The sequence below is a fragment of the Pantoea sp. y20 genome, assembly GCF_054903455.1.
This window is the reverse complement of the sequence record NZ_JBUBNJ010000002.1, coordinates 504671-527386: the sequence shown is the minus strand read 5'-3', so window position 1 is coordinate 527386 and position 22716 is coordinate 504671. Positions and strand designations below refer to the sequence as shown.

Annotated in this window: 17 protein-coding genes and 2 pseudogenes; 9 read left to right on the top strand and 10 right to left on the bottom strand. The window is 55.4% G+C overall.

The window, feature by feature from the left end; translation table 11 throughout:
* Positions 1-73: 73 nt before the first annotated feature.
* Entirely contained in the window at positions 74-568 is a 495-nt protein-coding gene (locus ACYAC5_RS22260) for a MarR family winged helix-turn-helix transcriptional regulator (protein WP_101761421.1), read from the bottom strand.
* Positions 569-772: 204 nt separating this feature from the next.
* On the opposite strand from ACYAC5_RS22260, the gene ACYAC5_RS22255 reads away from it, so the two are divergent.
* Positions 773-1921 carry an MFS transporter gene (locus tag ACYAC5_RS22255; protein ID WP_462063083.1) on the top strand — a complete coding sequence of 383 codons (1149 nt, stop codon included), beginning with the start codon at positions 773-775 and terminating at the stop codon, positions 1919-1921.
* 87 nt (positions 1922-2008) lie between these two features.
* Entirely contained in the window at positions 2009-2431 is a 423-nt protein-coding gene (locus ACYAC5_RS22250; RefSeq protein ID WP_462063081.1) for a nucleotide triphosphate diphosphatase NUDT15, read from the top strand.
* Here the strand turns inward: ACYAC5_RS22250 and ACYAC5_RS22245 are convergent.
* Both ACYAC5_RS22245 and ACYAC5_RS22240 read right to left on the bottom strand, forming a co-directional pair.
* Positions 2428-2889, bottom strand: coding sequence for a GNAT family N-acetyltransferase (locus ACYAC5_RS22245; RefSeq protein ID WP_277975319.1), 462 nt, complete (start codon positions 2887-2889; stop codon positions 2428-2430). The two genes, ACYAC5_RS22250 and ACYAC5_RS22245, sit on opposite strands and share 4 nt — an antisense overlap.
* A gap of 43 nt (positions 2890-2932) precedes the next feature.
* Positions 2933-3628, bottom strand: a complete 696-nt coding sequence (locus tag ACYAC5_RS22240) for a B3/B4 domain-containing protein (protein ID WP_462063079.1) — start codon at positions 3626-3628, stop codon at positions 2933-2935.
* Between the two features lie 43 nt (positions 3629-3671).
* Here ACYAC5_RS22240 and ACYAC5_RS22235 point away from each other — a divergent pair, with 43 nt between their 5' ends.
* Positions 3672-4274, top strand: a complete 603-nt coding sequence (locus tag ACYAC5_RS22235) for a helix-turn-helix domain-containing protein (protein WP_462063078.1) — start codon at positions 3672-3674, stop codon at positions 4272-4274.
* On the opposite strand, the gene ACYAC5_RS22230 is transcribed toward ACYAC5_RS22235, so the two are convergent.
* Entirely contained in the window at positions 4271-4462 is a 192-nt protein-coding gene (locus tag ACYAC5_RS22230) for a Rossmann-fold NAD(P)-binding domain-containing protein (RefSeq protein WP_435530564.1), read from the bottom strand. The genes ACYAC5_RS22235 and ACYAC5_RS22230 overlap by 4 nt on opposite strands.
* Between ACYAC5_RS22230 and ACYAC5_RS22225 the strand changes: the two are divergent.
* Positions 4461-4954 (top strand): annotated as a pseudogene (locus ACYAC5_RS22225) (helix-turn-helix domain-containing protein); the annotation flags it as partial. The gene ACYAC5_RS22230 and the pseudogene ACYAC5_RS22225 overlap by 2 nt on opposite strands.
* Here ACYAC5_RS22225 and ACYAC5_RS22220 read toward each other — a convergent pair.
* A pseudogene (locus tag ACYAC5_RS22220) lies at positions 4951-5281 on the bottom strand (DUF2000 domain-containing protein). The pseudogenes ACYAC5_RS22225 and ACYAC5_RS22220 sit on opposite strands and share 4 nt — an antisense overlap.
* Between ACYAC5_RS22220 and ACYAC5_RS22215 the strand changes: the two are divergent.
* Both ACYAC5_RS22215 and ACYAC5_RS22210 read left to right on the top strand, forming a co-directional pair.
* Positions 5231-5443: a hypothetical protein gene (locus ACYAC5_RS22215; RefSeq protein WP_462063424.1), complete on the top strand. Its 213-nt coding sequence runs from the start codon at positions 5231-5233 to the stop codon at positions 5441-5443. The pseudogene ACYAC5_RS22220 and the gene ACYAC5_RS22215 overlap by 51 nt on opposite strands.
* A gap of 322 nt (positions 5444-5765) precedes the next feature.
* On the top strand, positions 5766-11741 hold the full coding sequence (locus ACYAC5_RS22210; protein ID WP_462063077.1) for an autotransporter outer membrane beta-barrel domain-containing protein: 5976 nt from the start codon (positions 5766-5768) through the stop codon (positions 11739-11741).
* 105 nt (positions 11742-11846) lie between these two features.
* Here ACYAC5_RS22210 and ACYAC5_RS22205 read toward each other — a convergent pair whose 3' ends face one another.
* From ACYAC5_RS22205 to ACYAC5_RS22190, 4 genes are read right to left on the bottom strand one after another with little or no spacing between them, the layout of a single operon-like run.
* Positions 11847-12683: a metal ABC transporter permease gene (locus ACYAC5_RS22205; protein ID WP_462063076.1), complete on the bottom strand. Its 837-nt coding sequence runs from the start codon at positions 12681-12683 to the stop codon at positions 11847-11849.
* Positions 12676-13539, bottom strand: coding sequence for an iron/manganese ABC transporter permease subunit SitC (gene sitC, locus ACYAC5_RS22200; protein ID WP_101761431.1), 864 nt, complete (start codon positions 13537-13539; stop codon positions 12676-12678). The genes ACYAC5_RS22205 and sitC overlap by 8 nt, the downstream gene beginning before the upstream one ends.
* Positions 13523-14329, bottom strand: a complete 807-nt coding sequence (locus tag ACYAC5_RS22195) for a manganese/iron ABC transporter ATP-binding protein (protein ID WP_192234966.1) — start codon at positions 14327-14329, stop codon at positions 13523-13525. Before ACYAC5_RS22195 ends, sitC begins: the two co-directional genes overlap by 17 nt.
* Positions 14326-15228 (bottom strand): metal ABC transporter substrate-binding protein, encoded by a 903-nt coding sequence (locus tag ACYAC5_RS22190; RefSeq protein WP_101761433.1) that lies wholly within the window; start codon positions 15226-15228, stop codon positions 14326-14328. Before ACYAC5_RS22190 ends, ACYAC5_RS22195 begins: the two co-directional genes overlap by 4 nt.
* A gap of 197 nt (positions 15229-15425) precedes the next feature.
* Here ACYAC5_RS22190 and ACYAC5_RS22185 point away from each other — a divergent pair, with 197 nt between their 5' ends.
* On the top strand, positions 15426-16754 hold the full coding sequence (locus tag ACYAC5_RS22185) for an NAD(P)/FAD-dependent oxidoreductase (RefSeq protein ID WP_462063075.1): 1329 nt from the start codon (positions 15426-15428) through the stop codon (positions 16752-16754).
* Positions 16755-16792: 38 nt separating this feature from the next.
* Here ACYAC5_RS22185 and ACYAC5_RS22180 read toward each other — a convergent pair whose 3' ends face one another.
* Positions 16793-18079, bottom strand: a complete 1287-nt coding sequence (locus ACYAC5_RS22180; RefSeq protein ID WP_222183188.1) for a methyl-accepting chemotaxis protein — start codon at positions 18077-18079, stop codon at positions 16793-16795.
* 449 nt (positions 18080-18528) lie between these two features.
* Between ACYAC5_RS22180 and ACYAC5_RS22175 the strand changes: the two genes are divergently transcribed.
* Together ACYAC5_RS22175 and ACYAC5_RS22170 are read left to right on the top strand one after the other, a co-directional pair.
* Positions 18529-20508 carry an autotransporter outer membrane beta-barrel domain-containing protein gene (locus ACYAC5_RS22175; RefSeq protein WP_462063418.1) on the top strand — a complete coding sequence of 660 codons (1980 nt, stop codon included), beginning with the start codon at positions 18529-18531 and terminating at the stop codon, positions 20506-20508.
* 320 nt (positions 20509-20828) lie between these two features.
* A complete protein-coding gene (locus tag ACYAC5_RS22170; protein ID WP_462063074.1) occupies positions 20829-22685 on the top strand; it encodes a hypothetical protein in 1857 nt (618 codons plus the stop codon).
* Positions 22686-22716 lie beyond the last annotated feature (31 nt).

Here is a 22716-nt window from a genome sequence, read left to right as displayed (position 1 = left end):
CCTGGCGGGACGGTTACTTTAATGGAAAATGCGCTGAATTAATTCATTATTTGACACATCAGCGACAGCGTTTTTACCTTTCCGCTTCTGTTGCCACCAACAATTGACTCAGCAAGGTTTTCAGCTGCGCTTGCTGCGCTGCATCCAGCGTTTCCAGCAGGCTATTTTGCGTTTGCGTGTGTACCAGCAGGGCTTGCTCGATCTTCGCTAATCCTTCTTCAGTCAGCGCCACCAGCATGCTGCGCTTATCGTCGGGATCGGCAACGCGCACAATCGACCCCACTTCTTCCAGCCGATTGAGGCGATTGGTCATCGCGCCCGATGTCACCAGCAATGATTTATACAGCTGGGTCGGCGATAAGCGATAGGGTGCACCCGCGCGCCGCAGCGTCGCCAGCACATCAAATTCGCCATCGCGAAATCCAAACGGTGCCAGCGCTTCAGCGCGCGTTTTCGCCAGATGTTTCATGATACGCAGCATGCGACCAAATACCGCCATCGACGATGCATCCAGCTCCGGCATCGCGCTGGCCCACTGTTCAACTACAAAATCGACGTGATCGGTCAAATTGATTTCTCCAGATGTTGTTGTTGCCTGTTTGCACAATCCGTAGCGGCGCGATTCATCGCGCAATAAATTGCGCCGCTACGGATTGTGCGGTGATTAATATTCGCCATCTCATCCCCATTTGTTGCTTTGTGCGCATGGGCTGTTGCTGCTGCGAAAATTATCTTAACGTTAAGATACTTTTAATGAGCATGGAGATGCAAAGTGAATCGTACTTTACCTGCGGTTGGGATGTTTGCCTTACTGGTTTTTGTTATCGCACTGAATTTGCGGCCGATTATGGCGGCGATGGGACCGCTCTTTCCACTCCTGCAGCGCGACGCGCAGCTCAGCGCCACGCAGCTTAGCCTGCTGACCACGTTGCCGGTCATCATGATGGGATTGGCGGCGCTGGCCGGGCCGCTGCTGTTGCGCCGGCTCGGCGAAGTACGCGGTATCGCTGCCGGATTGCTGTTGCTGGCGCTGGCGAGCGTCGCGCGTGGGTTCGACCAATCTGCCACAGCGTTGATTACCAGCGCGCTGGTGGCGGGGTGCGGTATCGGATTGATTCAGGCCTTAATGCCAGCGCAGATCAAACGTCACTTTGGTACGAAAGCAGGCACGCTGATGGCGCTGTTCACCACCGGGATTATGGCGGGCGCAGCGATTGCTGCCGCCAGCGCCGCACCATTGGCGAAATCGCAAGGTTTAGCGTTAACGCTGGCAATTCCTGTTGTCCCCGCAGTCATCGCGCTGTTGCTGTGGTTGACGTTTTCACGCGGCGTAACGCCAATGCAAAGCAGCCAGGCTCCACGCACTGCTCGCTCACCGCGTGCCTGGCTGTTGATGATCTTCTTTGGCATTGGCACCGGCGCGTACACCTTGGTGCTGGCGTGGCTGCCGCCATTTTACATGCAGCACGGCTGGCAACCTGAACAAAGTGGCTATGTGCTGGGCGCGCTCACGCTGACGGAAGTTGCCGCGGGTTTTGTGCTGTCGGCGTTGATTCATCGCTTCCGCGATCGTCGCCGTCCGCTGCTGGTGGTGTTAACTTTGATTCTGCTGGGCTTGATCAGTCTGCTGTGGCTTGGCGGGGCGCAGGCGTGGTTGCCTACATTGCTGCTCGGATTAGGCATTGGCGCGCTGTTCCCGCTCTCGCTGATCGTCACGCTCGATCACGCGCACACGCCGGAAGAAGCGGGCGCATTGCTATCCTTCGTGCAGGGCGGCGGTTATTTGCTGGCGGCGTTGATGCCGCTGATCGCTGGCATCGTGCGTGACCGCGCCGCCTCGCTCGATAGTGCGTGGATAATCATGAGCGTAGGCATTGTGTTGCTGATGGTGATGGCGCTGCGGCTTAAAGCGCAGCGATAAACGCACGGCACAGAATGTGATAAAACGTGGGGCAATTTTTAACGCAGGGTCGTCATTTATGACGGCCTGGCAAACCAGGGAGCAACCATGTCGCCACAAGTGGGAATCGGCGTTTTAATTTTCCGCGATGGAAAACTGTTACTAGGGCAACGCAAAGGCAGCCACGGCGCGGGCGACTGGTCTGCGCCGGGCGGGCATCTGGAGTTTGGCGAATCGCCGGAAGCCTGCGCGCGTCGCGAAGTGCTGGAAGAAACCGGCTTACAGCTTGGTAAACTGCAAAACGGCGCGTTCGTTAGCGATGTGTTTCCCGAGGTCAACAAGCACTACATTACGCTACTGATGGTGGCGCAGGACGCAATCGGTGAACCACAACTGATGGAGCCTGAAAAGTGCCACGGCTGGCAATGGTTCGCACCTGAGAATCTGCCGCAACCGCTGTTTGCGCCGCTGCGCACATGGATGGCACGCGATGGATTGGCGGCGTTACAGGCGTTGGCAAAATCCACTTAGAGCACCAGCTTCATCACCGTAACATCTTCATCAGCAATCACGCGCTGCTCTACATCCTGCCAGCCGAAGCGGCGATAGAGCGCTTGTTGATCCGGCGTATACAGCCACAACGCGGTGATCCCACGCTGACGCGCTTCGGTAATTAAGCGCGTCACCAGGCCACTCGCCAACCCTTTTCCACGGTGTGTTGCGGCAGTAATGACTTCGCCGAGCCAAAACTCGCGCTCGGCGATATCGTGCAGTTCGTAATGGATAATGCTGGCGGTCGCCATCAATTCGCCATCGCTTGTAGTTGCCACCAGCGTCAGCGTTTTGGCCTCGGCGGCATTGCGCGCCTGTAATCGCTGCTCAATCACTGCCGCATCGCGCCAGTTGGGGAAATCTGACCATTCTTGATGCAGCATTTGCGTCACCGCATCCAAAAACTGAGGCTGTTGCGCCAGCAGGCTGATGTGCATTTCGATTCCTCAAAGGTGACAGGCGAGAGTGACAACATAGCGATTAGTGATTGATATTGCCAAGTATACTGCGTTCGATAATAACGCCGGGCATCATCTGCTGAATACCTTGCTCCAGCATATCGCCCGCATGTTGCAATGCTTCGAGTGGCATCGCTGGTAATCGCTCCAGCACAAACCACATCTGCGTTTGCTCAATACTGAGACGCGTGCGCACACCTTGTCGCCAGTTCCAGCGACGACAGGTTACGCCTGCGTCATCCCGCCACACCACTTCGCCAGGTTCGGGAGATTCATGGCTCAAGACGCCTTCTTTATAGACATCGAAGGGTTCGTTGCCATCGGCGCGCGTTAGCCGCGGGTTGCCCACGTAAGCGGCCACATTCTCACCACCAACCGGAATGGCGAAACGAATGCTCACCGCATTGTAGAGATCCACGATTGGATCGATGGCTGCCAATGATCCGTCGCGCTGCACGCGCTTGCGCAAGGCATCTGCCGAACAGGGCGTACGTTTCGGTTTGGCACCAAAATGTTTGAACATTTCCGCCCATTGCGTCAGATGTGCTTCTGCCCACGGAAAATCATCCTGCAGCACATCGCGACAAGCTTGCGCTAAAGCTTCTTCACCAACTTGCGGACGCAACACTGGCGCAGCCTGAACTAAAATGCTGAGCGCGGTAAAGTCAGGCGCTAAAGCAGAAACGGAAGGATCGATTGACGGGCGAAAGGCGAACATAACATAATCCTGTAATGACTAATTTATTCCATAATAGTGACCGATGAAGACGAAAGTCAATAAATTGACCGAAACAGGTTCTGATATCGACTATGTCAGTGCCGCCGTTTCAGCCAGCGTCAAAAGTTTCCGCCAACAGCAAAAACTGTCGCTGGATGAGCTCTCGCGCCGCGCGGGCGTCAGTAAAGGCATGTTAGTTGAGATTGAAAAAGGCAGCGCGAATCCCAGCATCGCCATTTTGTGCAAAGTGGCGGCAGCGCTAGGAATATCGGTGGCCGATATTGTGAATGTCACCGCCGATCCGCTGGCGCATCTGGTTGCTCAAGAGGACATTCCAATACTTTGGCAAGGTGACAAGGGCGGCACGGCGCGTTTGCTGGCGGGCACGCAAGGCCCGGATATGATCGAGCTATGGCGTTGGGAGATGTTCCCCGGCGAACAGTTCGCCTCGCCGGGCCATCCGCAGCGCACTTACGAACTGCTGCATGTCGAGCAAGGTGAACTTACGTTAACGGTTGATGAACAGCAGTTGCAGGTGCCGCGCGGCAGTTCAGCGGTGGCGAAAACCGCCGCACCGCACAGTTATGCGAACCTCGGCGAACTGCCGCTGGTTTTCACCATGGCAGTCGCCGAAATTCACAGTTAACCCACTTCGTTCGCCAGCGCCACCGCATCTTCGCCAGCTGGAATGCGCATCGGAGCATGCGGATCGGTCGCCGCACGCCACACCGCTTCCGCCACATCCAGTGCCTTGGTGGTCGGTTGTGGCTGCTGCATCGCGCTGAAAACGCCATCTAATAGCGGCTGATACGGCTCAAGCTGCGTGTTCTCCATGCGCGGCGAATCGCGCCTGACCACGCTTGTGCAGTTAGTGATGGATGAGTGCCGCGCACAGCGTCCGGCGCGTCATGTGGTACTGGAACGCTTGCTAGAGCTGCTGTTAATCGAAGCGCTGCGATCAATGCCGATCTGCAATGCGTGTCCGGGCGTGATGAGCGGTTAGCTGACGAACGGCTGGCGGCGGCAATCCGCGCCATCCATGCAAACCCTGCGCACAGCTGGACGGTGGCCGAACTGGCGAAAACCGCCGCGCTGTCACGTTCCTCTTTCTTTGTGCGTTTCCGCGAAGCGGTTGGCGTGGCGCCGATGGTCTACCTGCTGACGTGGCGCATGGCGCTGGCGAAAAATCTGCTGCGCGGTAAAAGCATGGCGGTAGCCGAAGTGGCAGAGCGCGTTGGCTATTGCTCCGCCAGCGCCTTCAGCGTGGCATTCAGTCGCTATGTCGGCCAGCCGCCTGCGTGGTTCGCCGCCGAAGAGGATGTTTAGCGATACAGCTTCAAATTGCCGGTTAAAAGGGTAATTTTTTTTCTTTGGACCTATCAAACCGAGCGCCACCAACTCAATCTGATCGCTGTGCGCGTCAGCAATACGCTCGCCATACTCTTCGTACGTTTTGCAGGATTGCGCCAGCGGCGCGTAGATGACGCCGGGATAATCAACGCCATCCTGGCTTTGCTGATTCGGCCCCACCAAATTTCCTGGTAATTTGCCAAAACTAATGCCGATAATGCTGGCAGCGTTCATTGCCAATCCGGCGGGCAGTTGCTGATCAATCAAGATGGTGCAGCGATGGGTGTTTGCGTCGAAATCCATGTTGAGTATTTCACCTTGAGTGGGAATGCAAAAGTAAGCGATCGCTGGAGTATAAATTCCGCACATTTTGTAGCGGCGCGATTTATCGCGCAGTTGGAGATGCAGAGTATGTTTGTACTGCAGGAATTAAAGGGATTAGCGGCCTGGCCTTTGGCTGAATAAAAGATTCGAATAAATCACAATGTATTCATGAGAGTTTTATTAAATCCCATATAGTTTACTTGATGTTTCAATATCATCATCTTTACGACTATTAGATCCGGGTAATTATAAAATCCCCCTGGCTTAATTCCTAAATCCTATCTCCCACCTCACAAATCCTTAACTCAAACTGGACGCTTGCCAGCTAAAGCGTAGATACTCATTTCACCCGATTTCAAACATTAAAAAGCTGAAACAAAATAATTCGATTACTTAAACAAACCTAAAGCGCAACGGTAATAATCCGTGCGCGTATTGTCTTTTCTCTGTTGAGGAAAACATTGTGTTTAAATTAAATCCGGTGTTACTAAGCCTTGTGGCTGCGCAAGGCGTGATGTTCCCTGTGTTGCCGACAACGGCGGCGATATTAAAGCCTTATACGCCTGAAATTAATGACAATAAGGTTGGTGCTTACTGTTTATGTAATGGCAGCACGCAAACGGTGAGCGGATTGCCGCAGTTCGCGCCGGGTGAAAACGGTACGGGCAGCGTAACGATTGGTGAGTTGCGCAATATTGGGCGAATTATCAATGACAACGTGATTGGCGCGGCGCGGCTGCAAATCGGTGCGCAGAATTACGCTATTGGCATCCCCAATTACGAAGAAAATACCTACACCACCTATCAGGTATTTAATACTGCAGAACTGGTTGATTTACCTGCTGTAGGTCTGGATACCGTCGTGCCAGATTATTTTGATGTAAACGACAAACAATATATCAACGCGCGTGTCGCTTCCGTCAGTAATGGCACGCTGAATATCGATATTGGCAAGTATAACGCGGCGACGACTTCCTCCAGTAATAGCTGGTCGATGGCGGCGAAGCAAAGCCAGTTATTTACCGCCAGCAAAAAAGGCAATTTGAACTGGAATTCCAATAACCGTATCGCCTTCACCGCCGGCACCACGCCGTACGGTGGCGATCGCCTGGCTTACGATGTCGGCAACGTGGTGGAATACGCGGGTGTGTTTACCGTCAACACGCTGGATGGCGGCACTAGCACGTTCAACGTCACCAATCTCAATGAACTTCGCAATTACAACGACTGGCTGATCGATCAGCTCTCCAACGCCAACCTCAGCACCGAAAGTTACAACACAGAATTCAATAAAGCCTACGCGCTGCGCGAAGGGCGCGTGGTGTATCGCATGAGCACCAACAACTTCGATGATGAAGTGGCGCTACCGATATTCGATCAGGTGGTGCTCAGCGCCGTTGGTCCGAAGGCAACAGTGAAAATCAATCGCGGCAAAACGCTGGAAGTGGTGAACAGCAACAGCGCGGTGATGCGTGCCAGCAACGGGGCGAAGGCGATAGTCGATGGCAAACTCGCCAGCACCGGTTCTGGCCTGGAGTTGCTTAGCGGCGCGCGCGGCTTCAACAACGGCGTCATCAACGCCGGTTTTCTTAATAACGCCAATGGCAAAGGCGTCGATAGCAGCACGGTTGGCGCGGGCGGTAGCGCGGTTGACGTCAGTTATGAAAGTCGGTTTATCAATCGTGGCGTGATCAACCTGCAACCTGGCGCGGGCTTCAGTACCGGCATCAATGCCTACAACAGCAAAGTGGTGAACCACGGCAACATCAACGTTGGCGTAAGCGATGTCAGCAGCGGCGGCACGGCGGCGGGCGTCTTGCTGAGCAGCGATGGCAAAGGCGGTTTCGTTAACGCCAAAGATGGCACCATCTACATCGGGCGCACACCGCAAAATCGCAAAAATGATCCCACCGAAGATGTCGCCGTCAATCTAAGTGGCGGCGCCAGCGGCATCTATCAATTCCTTGATTCAAAAGCCGTGAATAATGGCCACATCGTTATTGGATCCAAAGTGCAAAACGCGGCAGGGATGAAGGTGGAACTCGCGCCTCACGCGGTCACGCTGAACAATGGCGTCATCGACGTTAACGGCAAGGCGCAAGTTCAACCCGCCGAGAACGTTGGCATGTTGGTGCTCGATTCGGGCAGCCTCGGCAAGGTTGGCAATATCGGCACCATCAATGTCAACGGCTACAACAGCACTGGCCTAAAAGTCTTCGCGCGCGATGGCAATGACTCCGTGGCATTTTCCAGCGGCGCGATCAGCGTGCCTGGCGATGGCGATCGGTTTGTTAATTCCTTTAACACGGCGGTATGGGTGAAGGGCGAGCCGGGCGGCACGGCTTACGCGAAACTGACCGGACCGATCCGGCTCGGCGGAAGCTCGAATATTGGTATTCGTGCCGAAGGGCTTGCGGTGGTTGATGTCAGCGCTAATGCGGTGCCGCTATCCGTGCCTGATCCCAACGTGTATACCGCACGGCATATCAGTTTTTACACCCTTGGCCCCAACGCCAGAATCAACTTGCCCGCCAACGGCAGCTACAGCGCAACCGTGCCGTACGGCAATATTTTCCGCGTTGCAGATGGGGCAGATTTTGACGGCACCGGCCGCACGCTTTCCATGAACAACTCGTTCTCCACGGGCGTGTACGGCAGCGGTGAGTTCACCGACGTCAACACCAATGGCGCGACCTTCAACGTTGCCGGCAATTACGCGCGTGCTATTGAGATCAGTGACGGCGCGCACGCCACCATTGATGCGGCGACCCGCATCAGGCTGCTCAGCAATGGCGCGACCGGCGCGGTGGCGGATGGCAATAAATTCACCCTGACAGGCGACCCGATCAACCCGCAAACCCAGTTCAATCCCGATACGCTGCTGGTCAACCATGCGGCGCTCAGCGGCGTTGGTGACAATCAGCAGGCGCTGGTTGTCAGCAATCACGCCCAGTTGATTAATACCGGCGACATCACCTTAGGCGGTCAGAGCACCAACGGTATTTATGCGCAGAATGGTGCCTTTGCCTTCAACCGTGGCGATGTCACCGTGACGCGCAGCAGCACCGGTCTGTATGCGTACGGCAATCCCGAGTACACCGATGGCGTAACGCCGACTGAAGTTATCAATATCGGCTTGCTCAATGTGTATAACGTGGATGCCGAGAGTTTCTCACCCAGCAGAGGATTGATCTCCTATCATGAGCTGGCGCGCTTCTATCAAAACGGCACCATCAATTTGTTTGGCTCAAACGCGCTGGCGGGCGCGGTGTTTGCCGGTGGACTACTTGATTTAGGTGATGGCAATCGCGTGGTGTTCCACGACAGGAACCAATACGGTTTTCGCGCCGCGGATCCCGGCACGCGTTTGATCAGCCACGGCGGCAGCGTTGATGTCAGCACTGAAAACTCAAGGCTATACGAGATTGTCAACGGCGCGTGGCTGTATGCCGAAACGCCAGGCAATGTAACGCTCAGCGGGGAAAACAGCACTGGGATGGAGGTGAGCGGATACGACGCGATGGTTTCCCGCACCGACAATTACACCGTGACCGGCAAAAATGCCACCGTGATGCGCGTCAGCGGCAGCGCCGAGGGCGTGATCACCAGCGACATTGCCCTGAATGGCGAAAACGGCACCGCGGCGGTGGTCGGCGGTGATGAGTCGGAAATCTACGCCGCCTCGCAAATCACCGGTAACGGCAGCAATAGCACCGCTTTTGATGTGAGCGGTGGCGCACGGTTGTTTAATCAGTATCAAGGCGTCGTCGATCTCACCGGACCAAACAGCACCGGCGCGCGCGTGCATGACGGCGGTAATTTCATCAACCGTGGCAGCATGCGTATCGCATCGGGCATCGGCGTGGATGTCAGCAGCGGCTACGGCCAATACGTACCGGTGGACAGTTCCCTACGCGTTGATGACGGCACCGCAGCGTTACGCGTTGGCAACGGCGGCTGGCTGAAAATCTACGGCGACGGGCAGGGCGCGAGCAATATTTATGCGATGGGCAAAGCCGATGGCTTGTTGCTGGATCATGGCGCGCAGGGCTTTGAAGCCAACGACATCATTCTCGGCGCTTATGGCAGCGGCAGCGTAATCAACAACCGCGCGGAAACCAGCAATATCTCGCTGGATAACGTGATGCTCGATGTGAGCGGCGGCAACGGCGTGCGTTCGGCGACCTCATTTGATCCCAATGGTCGCGCGTTGCTCAACGTCAGCGGTGGTGCTACCGGTTATCGCTTCGAAAATGCCGATGGCTCAACCACCAGCAACGATCTGGTGATCGGCAAGGATTACGCCATTCTGGTTTCCGGCCAGGGTACCGGCGTTCGCGCTAACACCAGCGGCAAAGTGATTTCGCAGGGCTCAATTGGCATTCGCGATTTCAACGGCGGTTCGGCGATCGTCACCAGCACCGCCAGCCAGGTGATCAATCAGGGTTCGATTGCCTCACTCAGCCGCGTCTCTCCGCTGATCGATCTGCGCGGTGGCGATACGGTATTTATCAACCAGGGCACCATCTCCGCGCCGTTCCCGGATCAGGTCGTCGTAGCCGGAGGCGCAGGCAATGATGTGATCGCGCTGCTCGATGGCGCGGTGGTCGGCGATGTGAATACCGGCAGCGGCAGCGATGAACTGGTGGTGACCGGCGGCACGCTGAACGGCAGCCTGACGATGGGCAATGGTGCGGCGAATCAGGCAACGGTGCAGAGAGTCAGCCTGGCCGATACCCGTCACATCACCACCGAAAACGGCGCTGGCAGCACGCTCAATCTCAGCGAACTGACGGCGCGCGGCGGCTCGTTTACCCGCGATGATGTCAGCAAAGGCACCAACCTCGGCGCGGGCTGGAGCACGCTCAACTTCTTCGCCACCCAGTGGACGCTAACCGACAACATCAAGCTAGCGCACAGCACCATCAATATCGACGCCGGCAGTACGCTGTTTGCCGGTGATAACGTCAATCCGCTGCTGCAAGGCGCGACCGATGATTCGCTGGTGGTAAATAACGCCGGTACGCTGGATCTCACTAACGGCGGCAACGCGGCGGCGAATGTTTTAACCATTGATGGCCAACTGGCATCGGCGGGCGGCAGCCTGAAACTCAACTCTACCGCCACGCAGAGCGACAACCTGCGCGTAAACGGCAATGTGTCGGGCACCACCTTGATCGACGATACGCTGATCGGCGGCCCGCAGCTGGATAGCAATCGCGATGGCGTGATTGCCGCCAGCGAAGGTGTGTCGCTGGCGCAGGTAACCGGCAGCGCCAGCGCAACCAGTTTTGCGCTCAAGAGCGGCTATGTGGCGTCCGGGCCGTGGCAATATGGTTTGGCCAGCTTCGCGCCGGGCAGTTCAACATCCGGTGCGTGGGATTATCGACTCGCTAACTCCTTTGTCTGTGAAGACGGTTCGCTGTGCCAGCCACAAGCGGGCAGCAATCAGCGTGCCGCGCGGCTGGCCGTGACGCCGCAGGTGCCGTCCTACATCTCCGCGCCGGTGGGTTTGGCGTATTACTCGCTGGCGGTGACCGACGATCTGCATAAACGTCTCGGCGAACTGCGTCAGCAGCAAACCGCGTCCGATGCCGTGGGCGGCGAGATGTTTATCCGCTATCTCGGCTCCAACCTGAAATATCAAAGCAATCGCAGTTTGGCCGATTACGGCTACGACTTCGATCTGGATTACAGCGCGGTACAGCTGGGCGGCAACGTACTGCGCGCCGACGGCCCACAAGACAGCTTGCGCGGCGGCGTGGCCTACACGCGTGGTAACACGCGCATTCGTCCTCATGCAGCCGACGGTTACAGCTCTACCAGTTTCGACAGCGACAGCATTTCGCTGTACGGCACCTGGCTGCGCGACAGCGGATTCTACCTCGATGGCTCGCTGAGTTGGGGTTGGTATCGCGGTGAAACCGACATCGCCCGGCAGAAAGAGGTGGCAACACCGAAAGGCAAAGGCTGGACGGCGTCGGTGGAATCGGGCTATCCGTTCACCTTCGCCAACGGCGTGCGCCTTGAACCGCAGGCGCAAATCACCTGGCTGCAGATGAAGATGGACAGCTTCACCGATCAGGATCGCACGCGCGTGTCGTACAACGATTACGATCAAACCATCGGACGACTCGGCGCGCGCCTCGATCGCACCTGGCTGGACGCCAGCCAGAATGCCTACACGCCGTACGTTCGCGCCAACTACTACAAAGGCTGGGGCGGCACCGCGAAAACCAAAATCGGTGCGGCGGATACTGAAGACAGTCAAATCTTCGAAAGCGGCAAGTTTGGTCAGATGTGGGACGTTGGTTTAGGCGGCAGCGCCACGCTGAATAACGACGTTGCGCTGTATGCCGAAGCCGATTACCGCAAAGAGATCGACGGCAACGGCGCCAAAGGCTGGCGCTATAACGCGGGCGTGAGGTGGTCGTTTTAAATTCAGCCTGTCCATCGCGCATGCTGGAGTGCGTCAAGATAAGTGGTTTTCAACCCCTCGAGGATGAGGGGTTAGAGGCGACTTAATGCCTGGCGACCAAAATCATTAGCCAGGCACGTGCTGCGTGCGCCGATCCTTCACCGTGACATACAAAAACGCCAGCACGAACAGCGCCGCGTAGATCACCACAATGGTTGGGCCCGGCGCGCTGTCGAGGAAGAACGAGGCGTACACGCCGCTGAAACCTGTCACCACCGCAATGCCAATCGCCAGCAACATCACCTGCACGAAACGACGTGCCAGCAGTAAAGCGATAGCGCCAGGCGCGATCAGCATGGAAATTGACAAAATCACGCCCACCGATTTCAGCGCAGCGACGATGGTTAACGAGATTAAACACAACAAGCCGTAATGCATCAGTTTGCCGTTGATGCCGCAGGCGCGCGCCTGATTGGGATCGAACGCGTGCAGCAGTAAATCTCGCCATTTGATGCCAATCAACAGGCTAACAATCAGCGCGATAGATGATGTCTGCATAATATCCGCCAGGCTGATGCCCAACATATCGCCGAACAAGATGTGGTCGAGATGCACTTCGGGCTGCAATTTCAGATACAGCACCAAACCGGCGCCAAACATGCCGGAGAAGACGATGCCCATTACCGTATCGGGTTTGATGCGGCTGTTCTCACTGATGTAACCGGTAGCGACGGCGCACACCATGCCAGCGACAAACGCGCCGATGGCGTACGGCAGGCCAATCAGCCAGGCGATCACCACGCCAGGAAATACCGCGTGGCTCATCGCATCACCGAGCAACGACCAACCTTTCAGCACCAGAAACGCCGACAGCATCGCGCACGGCAGCGACAGTACCAAGGTGGTGATCAGCGCCATGTTCATAAATTCGAACTGGAACGGACTCAACAATAATTCAGCCATTTACGCCGTCCTCCATGGTCTGACGCGCACGGCGTCGCGAAGCCAGTACGCCATGTTTTGGCGCGAAGACAAAGGCCACTAAAAAGACCAGCGTTTGCGCGACCACAATTACGCCGCCGGTCGCGCCATCGAGGAAGTAGCTGCTCCATGCGCCGAGGAAACTGGTGACGCTGCCGATGGTCACGGCGATCAGCAACAGGCGTGGAAAACGATCGGTCAACAGATAGGCGGTGGCGCCGGGCGTCACCACCAGACAAATCACCATAAACGCGCCGACGGTTTGCAGCGCAGCGACGGTGGACGCCGAGAGCAGGGCAAAGAACAGGATCTTCAGTCGCAGCGTATTCAAACCGAGCGAGCGCGCGTGGCTCTCGTCGAAGAAGGTCACCATCAGGTCTTTCCACTTCAGCAGCAGAATGGTCAGGGTGATAAAGCCAATCGCGCCGAGCTGCCAGATATCAGCAGGCGCGACCGACAAAATATTGCCCAGCACAATGGTTTGAATATTCACCGACGTGGGATTGAGTGAAACCAGAAACAGGCCGATGCCGAAAAACGACGAGAAGATCAGGCCGATAATGGCATCTTCTTTTAAGCGTGTGCGCTGATTGAGAAACAGCATGCTGCCCGCCGCCAGCCCGCCGGAGAGAAACGCGCCGAGGGAAAAGGGCAGTCCGAGCATGTACGCGCCCGCCACGCCGGGCACAATTGAGTGCGACAGCGCATCACCGATCAGTGACCAGCCTTTCAGCATCAGGAAGCAGGAGAGAAAGGCGCAAATCGCGCCGACCAGCGCGGCGATCCACATCGCATTCAGCATGTATTGATAGCCAAACGGTTCAATAATCCACGACATGGTTCGCTCCCCGGTCAGGATTTTTGTCTTTCATCAGCTGCATTAACACCGCGTTACGCTCATGCAGCGCGCCATCAAAAGTCTGCGCCAGATTATCGGCGGTGAAAGTGTCATGCAGCAGGCCGCTCGCCAGCACGGTATTTTTTACCAGCACGCAGCGATCGCAGAAATCAGGGATGGCGTTGAGATCGTGAGTGGAAACCAGCATGGTGCGGCCTTCATCGCGCAGCTCTTTTAGCAGGGCGATAATCGCGGCCTCGGTTTTAACGTCCACGCCGGTAAACGGCTCATCCAGCAGGATAATCTGACCACTTTGTGCCAGCGCGCGTGCCAAAAAAACGCGTTTTTTCTGCCCCCCCGACAGCTCGCCAATCTGCCGGTGGCGATAAGCGCTCATGCCCACGCGCTCCAGCGCTTGATCAACGCTAAGTTTATCGGCGGCACGCGGAATACGCAGCATGCCCATATAGCCGTAACGGCCCATCATCACCACATCTTCCACCAGCACCGGGAAGCTCCAGTCCACTTCCTCGGACTGCGGGACATAGGAAACGATGTTGTGTTTGAGGGCCTTATTGGCCGGTAAACCCGCTAGCGTTACCGCGCCCGAGGAGAGCGGCACAAATCCCATGATCGCTTTGAACAGTGTGGATTTGCCGGAGCCGTTAACGCCAATCAACGCGGTAATGCTGCCTGCGGGCACGCTGAAAGAGGCTTTACGCAGCGCCGTGTGGCCGTTGCGGTAGGTAACACCCACATTCTCGACGATTAATCCTGCGGCTGGGTTCATTTCTGACTTCCTTCTGTGATGCCTTTCACCACGGTTTCGGTGGTGACGCGCAGCAGATCCAGATAGGTCGGCACCGGGCCATCGCTGTTGCTCAGCGAATCGACGTACAACACGCCACCGTAATGAATGCCGGCTTCACGCGCCACTTGCTGAGCGGGTTTGGCAGAGATGGTGCTTTCACTAAAGATGGCAGGAATTTGATGATCGCGCACCGCATCGATCACCTTACGCACCTGCTGCGGGGTGCCTTGCTGATCGGCGTTAATCGGCCATAAATAGAGCTCTTTCAGACCGAAATCGCGCGCCAGATAAGAGAAGGCACCTTCACTGGTCACCAGCCAGCGTTTATCGGCGGGAAGCTTGTCGACAGCGGCACGCATCGGCGCGATGGTTTGCTGAATCTGCGCTTTGTAACGCTCAGCGTTGGCCTGATAAATTGCGGCATTGGCGGGATCGTATTTCTGCAGCGCGTTGCGTATGTTATCGACGTAGATCAGCGCGTTATCCGGCGACATCCACGCATGCGGATTCGGTTTACCGTTGTACGGACCTTCAGTAATGCCCATCGGCTCAATGCCTTGCGTTACGGTGACCTGCGGTACATCGTTAAGACGCTGGTAAAACCGGCTGAACCACAGTTCCAGATTAAAGCCGTTTACCAAAATCAGATTAGCGCCCTGCGCGCGACGAATATCGCCTGGCGTGGGTTGGTATTCGTGGATTTCTGCGCCGGTTTTGGTAATCGACGTCACGTCCGCCGCATCGCCCGCGACGTTTTTCGCCATATCGGCGATCACCGTAAAGGTGGTGACCACTTTGAGTTTTTCAGCCGCTGACGCGGTAAATGCGCTGAGTGACAACAGAACGGCAATCGCAGGCAAAAGGCGTTGAGTGAACATGATCATCTCCAGAGTAATATAGCCAATGCTATAATATATAGCTGATGCTATCTATATGAGTCATTTTTGTTCACAACGCCAGTGTAAAGACAAAAATTTACGAAAGGGTCAAGTGTCATAAAGACGGAATTAAACGGCATTTCCCCTAAAACATTAAATATGGTTACATCAACAAAAAGCGGACAGGATTTAAGACGATGCGCATCAAAATCAATGCAGTAGCAGACAGTGAACGCTTTCCCGAATCCGTTGATGTGATTGTGATTGGCGGTGGCATTATTGGCACGTCAGTGAGTTACGAACTGGCAAAGCAGGGCGTTTCCGTGGCGCTGTTTGAAAAGGGCGTGATCGGCGGCGAGCAATCCGGCCGCAACTGGGGCTGGGTTCGCCAGCAAAACCGCGACCTGTACGAACTGCCGATGGCGATGCGCAGTTTGCAGCGCTGGGACGAGTTGAGCAGTGAAATTGGCCTCGATCTCGGCTTCTCGCGGCAGGGCATTACTTACGGCACGCAGAGTGAAAGCGATCTGGCGCGCTGGGAAGCGTGGGGCAAGCAGGCGCAGCAACTGGGTTTCGTCAGCCATTTGATGACCGCAAAAGAGACGCGCGAGCGCATCGGCAACAATGCGCCGTGGATGGGCGGCGTGTGGTCGCCCAGCGATGGTCGCGCAGAGCCGTCGCTGGCAGCGCCGGCGATGGCGACTGGCGCGAAAAATCTCGGCGCATCAATCCAGCAAAACTGCGCGGTGCGCGGCCTCGATGTATCTGGCGGACGCGTCACCGGCGTCTGGACCGAGCGCGGCCTGGTGAAAGCTAACCGTGTAATCTGCTGCGGCGGCGCGTGGAGTTCGCGCTTCTGCAAGCAATATGGCATCGAACTGCCGAGCGCCAATATTCTGGGCACCGCGTTCAAAACCACGGCGGCGCCTGAAGTGATCAAAGGCTGTCTCAGCACCGGCGGGTTGTGTATTCGCCGTCGTCAGGATGGCAGCTACACCGTGGCGCTCGCCGGACGCGGGCAGATTGATCTCGCGCCGCAAAATATCCGTTACGCCACCAGGTTCTATGCGATGTATCGCAGCAAGATCGCCAAGAAGCTCAAGGTGCGCATCAACGGCTCATTCTTCAACGGCCCGGAAGCCGCCGGTTCGTGGTCCAATCAAAGCGAGTCGCCGTTCGAGAAGATCCGCACCCTCGATCCGGCAGCGGATAACGGCATTGTGCAGGAAGCGATGCAGGCGCTGGTGCAGCTCTATCCGGAGTTGAACGGCATTAAGGTGGATTACGCGTGGGGCGGGTGGATTGATACCACGCCGGATTTAGTGCCGGTGATTGATGAGATGACGAGCATACCGGGCTTGTTTATCGCCTCCGGCTTCAGTGGCCACGGTTTTGGTATTGGGCCAGGCGCAGGCTTGCTGTGCGCGCAGATGGTCAATAACAAACCGCTGTTCACTGATGTGAAGCCGTACAGCCTGGCGCGGTTCGCCAAAGGTCAGGCGATCCGTGAACCGCAGATGATGTGAGGGTTGGCCGGTGCGCGTTGTTGCACACCGGCCGAACATTACACATCCAACCGATGAATCACGTTCACAAACTCATGTACGCCGCTGTTAATTTCTCGCAGGCTGCGTGACAACACGCTGATTTTATCCTGCTCGGTCACCACAAACTGCTTGACCTCATTAAGCTGCTGCTCCATTTGCGCAATCAGGCTGGCGTTGTGTTCCACCACTTGCGTGATCTGCTTAGTCGCGCTGGAGGTGGACGCCGCCAAACGTCGTACTTCGCCCGCCACCACGCTGAATCCGCGTCCCGCTTCACCGGCGCGCGCAGACTCAATTGCCGCATTCAGCGCCAGAATATTGGTTTGCGAGGCAATCAGGTTGATGGTCTCGACCACTTCACTAATGCTTTTCGCCGAGGCGTTAAGCTCGCCCCCGATCGCCGTTGCTGCATTAACCTGCAGCGCCACCAACCCTGAATTGCGGATGGTTTCGTCCAGCACCTCGTTGGCGTTGTCGGTAATTTGTGACGTTTCTTCTGAGGTCGTCAGCGCGATGTCGGCCACGCGCTTGGCGGCTTCCACGCGCGCGGTGATATCTGAGGCGATTTTGATCACCTTGTACACCTTGCCATCGGCGTCATAAACCGGGTTGTAGCTGGCCTCAAGCCAGATGCGTTCGCCGCCGGCGGTTTTGCGTTCGAAGCGGCCGACAAAGTGCTGGCCTTTGGCCATCTTGCGCCAGAAGTCGGGATTTTCACTATAGAAGTTATCGAAGCAGAACATGCGATGATGCTGCCCCACAACCGCAGCTAGCTCATATCCCATGTGCTTGAGGAAGTTATTGTTGGCCGTGAGGATTTGTCCGTCCGGCGTGAACTCAATCACCGCCATGGAGAGATCCAGCGCGGTGATCACCGCTTCTTTATGCTCCAGCTCCTGATGACGTTCTGTGATATCCGATGCCACCTTGATCACTTTGTAAACCTGGCCTTTGTCATCGCTCACCGGGAAATAGGTGGCGCTGAGATAGAAGCGCTGGCCTTGCTTATTGAAGCGCTCAAAAATGCCGGTCACCGATTCGCCAGAAGCCAGCGTTTGCCAGAAGGCGAGATAGCGCGAGGATTGGCTGTGTTGCGGGCTGCAGAAGAGGCGGTGATGCTTCCCCTGAATCTCATTCAACTGGTAGCCGGTGGTGGCAAGGAAGAGGTGATTGGCGGTGAGAATCTCGCCGTTAGGCGTAAATTCAATCCATGCCACATGCTGTTTGATCGCATTGATATCTTTAGCCACATCGCCACTTTTATAAAACGGCAAAGAAAGACTCGACTTTTTCACACCAAACATGGGAAGCCTCAGGTGATTATTGTGCTGTTGAACGTAATGCGTGCAATGCAAAATTGGTCACGCTCAACATGCGTCACCTGAGCTGCCCGCAGATTCCCCTTCGCCGTACACTTAAGTGTCTCTGTGCGCCGCAGCGCCGCACGGGGTATGTAATTAACCTACCTGATGTTTTCAAAATGTACCGCTCAGAGCGTACTCGCACTCCGCAACACTAGTTATCGGCGGCCTTATTTAAAGGTTTAATTTAAATGCATGTAAAAGGGCTGTTAATAAACTTGAGTTTATTTGCCGCTGCAAACTGGCATAACGCCCCCTTCCTGACTAAACAGTTAAACGTCCTTGATATTTTCTTAACGCATTCCTGATGCGATGTTGCGGGTTCGCTTGATGCGCGGACCTTACCTTTTGCCGGTCAGACGCTGCGTCTCTGGCCCATCACGGAGTTGATGATGAACAACCACAAATCTGCGCTTTCTGCCGTCGCCATCGCCACACTCACTGCGTTGTTGACGCCCGCACCTGCGCTGGCATGGGACAGCCTGACCGTGTTTGGCGATAGCCTGAGTGATAGCGGCAACGTAGGCCGCTTTACTTTCGACGGTGCACAACATCCTTTATATGATGAGATTCTTGCCGCGCATTTGGGGGAGGATTTACAGCGCTCAACGTTAGGCGGCAGCAATTATGCGCAGGGTGGCGCGGTATCGGTACCCAAGCTCGATCCTGATTTAAACACCCAGGATCAGCTGGCGGGTTATCTCGCTTCAACCGGCGGTCGCGCGGATAGCAACGGTTTGTATATTCATTGGGTCGGTGCCAATGACATCGCCGTTGCCGTCACCAATCCCTTAACCGCCAGTGAAACCATCAGCAACAGCGCCAATCAATCGGTTGCGCAAATTAAAACCCTGCTGGATGCCGGCGCGGGCGCGGTGATTGTGCCCACCGTGCCGCAGCTCGGCTCAACGCCCTATATGATTCAAACCGTGCTGCGCGTGCTGGGAAGCGAAGCTACGCCGGCGATGGTGGCGGCGTTTCAGTCACTGGATGGCGTGACCACGCCAGATAAAGCCGCGCGACAGCAAGCGGTGCAGGATGCCTTCACGCAAGCGGCAGGCGAAGTTTCGTCGGTTCCAGCGGTGCGTGACGCGCTGGCGCAACAGCTTTATAACGCATGGCAGGAGCTGAGCGAGCAGGTCACGGCGCTCTCCGACGGTTATAACCAGCAGGAAGAAGCGGGGCTGGCGACCTTGAATGGCAATATTGTGCGCGTGGATATCGCCGGGCTGTTCGATGAAGTGATCGCCAATCCAACCCAATATGGCTTAACCAACACCATCGGCATCGCTTGTCCTATTGGCACCTCAGCGGATGAGTGTCAATCCAGCACGCCGGGCTTCTCCACGGCGCAGGATTATCTGTTTGCCGACCGTCTGCACCCGAGCCCAGCGGTGCATGCGATGATTGCCGATTACATCCAGTCGATTCTGGATGCGCCAGCGCAGGTGGCGGCGTTATCACAATCGCCACTGATGATGGCGCGTGATACGCAAAACACGCTGGATGGACATTTGCAGCAGCAGCGTCAACAGCCCGCCAGCGCCGGAAAGTTCACGGTATTTGGCGGCTATGCCGGGCAACATGTCGATTATCAGGGCGACAGCTGGAGCGACGGAAATGCCAACACCACCAACTTAACGCTGGGTATCGGCTATCAGATCACCGACAACTGGCAAACGGGTGTGCTGTTCTCCAACACCAATCAGCGCCAGGAACCTTCGTCGAACTACGACTACAAACTGCGCGGCAATCTGGTGGAGCTTTATAGCCAGCTGACGGTGTTCGATCAGGGCTGGATCAACGCCGATCTGCATTATGCCGATCTCGATTTCGACAGCATCGAGCGTGACATCCACATCGGCCCGGCCAAACGTACCGAGCAGGGTAGCACCAGCGGTAAATTGCTCGGCATGCGTGTGCAAAGCGGCTGGACGCTGCCAATTACTGAAAATCTCAGCACCGGGCCGGTCGCCAGTTACGCGCTGGATTACGGTCGCGTCGGCGGCTACAGCGAGAACAGTGATAGCAGCACCGCGATGCGCTACTCCGATCAAACCACCCATTCACAGATTGGCTCAGTGGGTTGGCGCATCGACAGCAAACAGTGGGTGGTTAATCCCTGGGCACAGGTGAGCTACAACCATCAGTTTGGCGATACCGATTCCACGGTGCGTGCCGGGTTGAAATCGACGCGTACTTCGTTTGAACGCAGCGTTGAGGCGCGCGATAAAAACTGGCTGGATTTGTCGCTGGGTGCCAACGTGCCGCTCGGCGAAACGGTGAATGCGTTTGCCGGGGTTTCAACCGTCGGTGGGAATAGCGATTACCATCAGGTGACCTGGAATGTCGGTGTGAACGCCACGTTCTAAGCATGCAGGCCAGTAACTGTTAGTTGCTGGCCTGTTAATTTATAACGATCACAAATGCTTTCTCTGCTTAGCAATCAACCTTGTAATTCCGCGTAACCTCTCCTGTTTCGTGCCATGTAAATAAAGAAGTTGTCTGCGATTAATCTGTAAATCGCCTCGCTGCCGCTACGCTTTTTTCCATTAATCATATTGTTGTCTGGCCATGCAAAAATCACATAAGTCAAATGCCCCAGTTAGCGTGGTACGCATCAACACATTAATTTTCAGTTACTTATACTCGATGGTGCAGTTACTTTCTCTTAATAATTAAGGGGTACACCATGGCGAATGCGTCCAGCAATACGAATACCACACCACAAAACACTGTCACGGCGGCGGCACCGGTTATTCAGGTCATAGATATCGAACAGCTCAAAGCCACCGAACCCACCACCGGCGGTGAACTCGCTACGGTGCTGGAATATAAGCGCGGAACGAAAGCCGGCGGCGGCGTATTTGTTTATGACGCAACAGATACCACATCGCCAGACGATGGTGGGTTGGTGATTGTGACAGCGGGAAAGAAACGCTGGAAAAGGGTGATACTGGATTATAACTCGGTCACCGTGCTGGATTTTGGCGCGGTGCCTGACGGGAAAACCGACTGCATCGAGGCGGTAAAACGTATGTTTAACTGGTCGCAGCGCGTATTGCCATCAGCAGGGATACGTTTTACCGCGGGCGAATTTAGTATGTCGACGTTTGATATCTCAGATAAAGAAATTAACCGTTTTAAGGTTACCGGTGCGGCGGTCAATTTCGGTTATTTCCCAACGACGACGTTGTTTTTTAACTGGGATACCAAACCTCGTGGTCAGCATTTCTTTAAAGTGCAGGCACGCTATGCCGAAATTTCTGGGCTGGTTGTGAAAGGCAAGAGTTCGGACAGCGGTGGTGATGGCGGCACGGCGTTCAATAATGTCGGTTTCTATGCCAACACCATTATCGGCGGCCAGTTCTTGCGCGTCAGCAGTATGGAATTCCGCTATTTGGGCGGACGTGCGCTTGATCTTATCGATACGCTGGATTGTAAAATCGACCAGTTCTATTCCCGTGGTTGTCAGGACAGCATTGTTTATGCTCGTTGGTCCGGTCGGGTAGAAGGCGCCTGGGATCACTCTACGGCAATTGAACTCTCCAATTTTAATTTGCAGGGCGGCACCAAAAAGCCGGTGCTGGATTTACCGCGCTGTACGCAATCTTTTATTCGCAACGGCTGGATTGAACACTCCGAATTTGCCGGTGATCTCTCCAATGGCCAGTGGGTGATTGAGGGGTTAGCGATTGAATCCACCGATAACCCATTAAAACTGGGTTATTGCCGCGCCACTATTATTCAAAAAAGTATCCATAATCAAAGTGCTGGATTCGATTACAGTACCGAAGGTATTGAGCCGTGGACGCTAATCGGTGAAGGCGATCGTGGCGTACTGGAGATGTCGGATTGGGGAATCGTTGCGCAAGGTTCATTGAGCTATGACTATATCTCCTCGCAGTATCACATGGATAATCAGGGGAAGGAGGCTGAACAGTGGTTTTATGTCGGGGAATTCGCCTTCTCTAATGCCAACTCGCAAATACATGTGCGAATTATTGGCACCGCACAATTCCTCTCACAAAGTGCAACCCAAACTGACTTTAGTAGCCGTACGCCGGAAGGCGTGGCAAATATCTATCTGCAGGCAAGAAATGGTGCAGATTCTATTGGCAGCTGGTACGGCGAGGGTTCCAGTCCGGTAACCAAAGTGCATATTTCGGGTAATGGTGCCCGAACCAAACTCTATGTGAAAATTGCGGGCTTTACCGCCTATTCCATTGCGCTAGTCGATACCAATGGCAAAGACCGATACCAGGCTGGAAATTGCTTTATTTTCCGTAAAAGTTTCACGGCCTGTAGCGCCGAAGAGAGCACCAGACTGGATGCGGAGAAAGTTGTTGCCTTTGAACAGCACTGGATTGGTAATAAACAAGTTGGCTTTGGGTACAACGACAACAAAGAGTTGTTATTGCATGGTCCGGTGTTCGAAAAGAGCGTGCAAAATCCCGATGGATCATGGAGAACGCGTCGGTTCTTAAAAGTTCGAGTCAATGGAGCGGAGCGCAGTATTGAATTGCACAGTGCTACCGATCCCTATTAATTTTATCGAGCCAGCAATCGAGGTTGCTGGC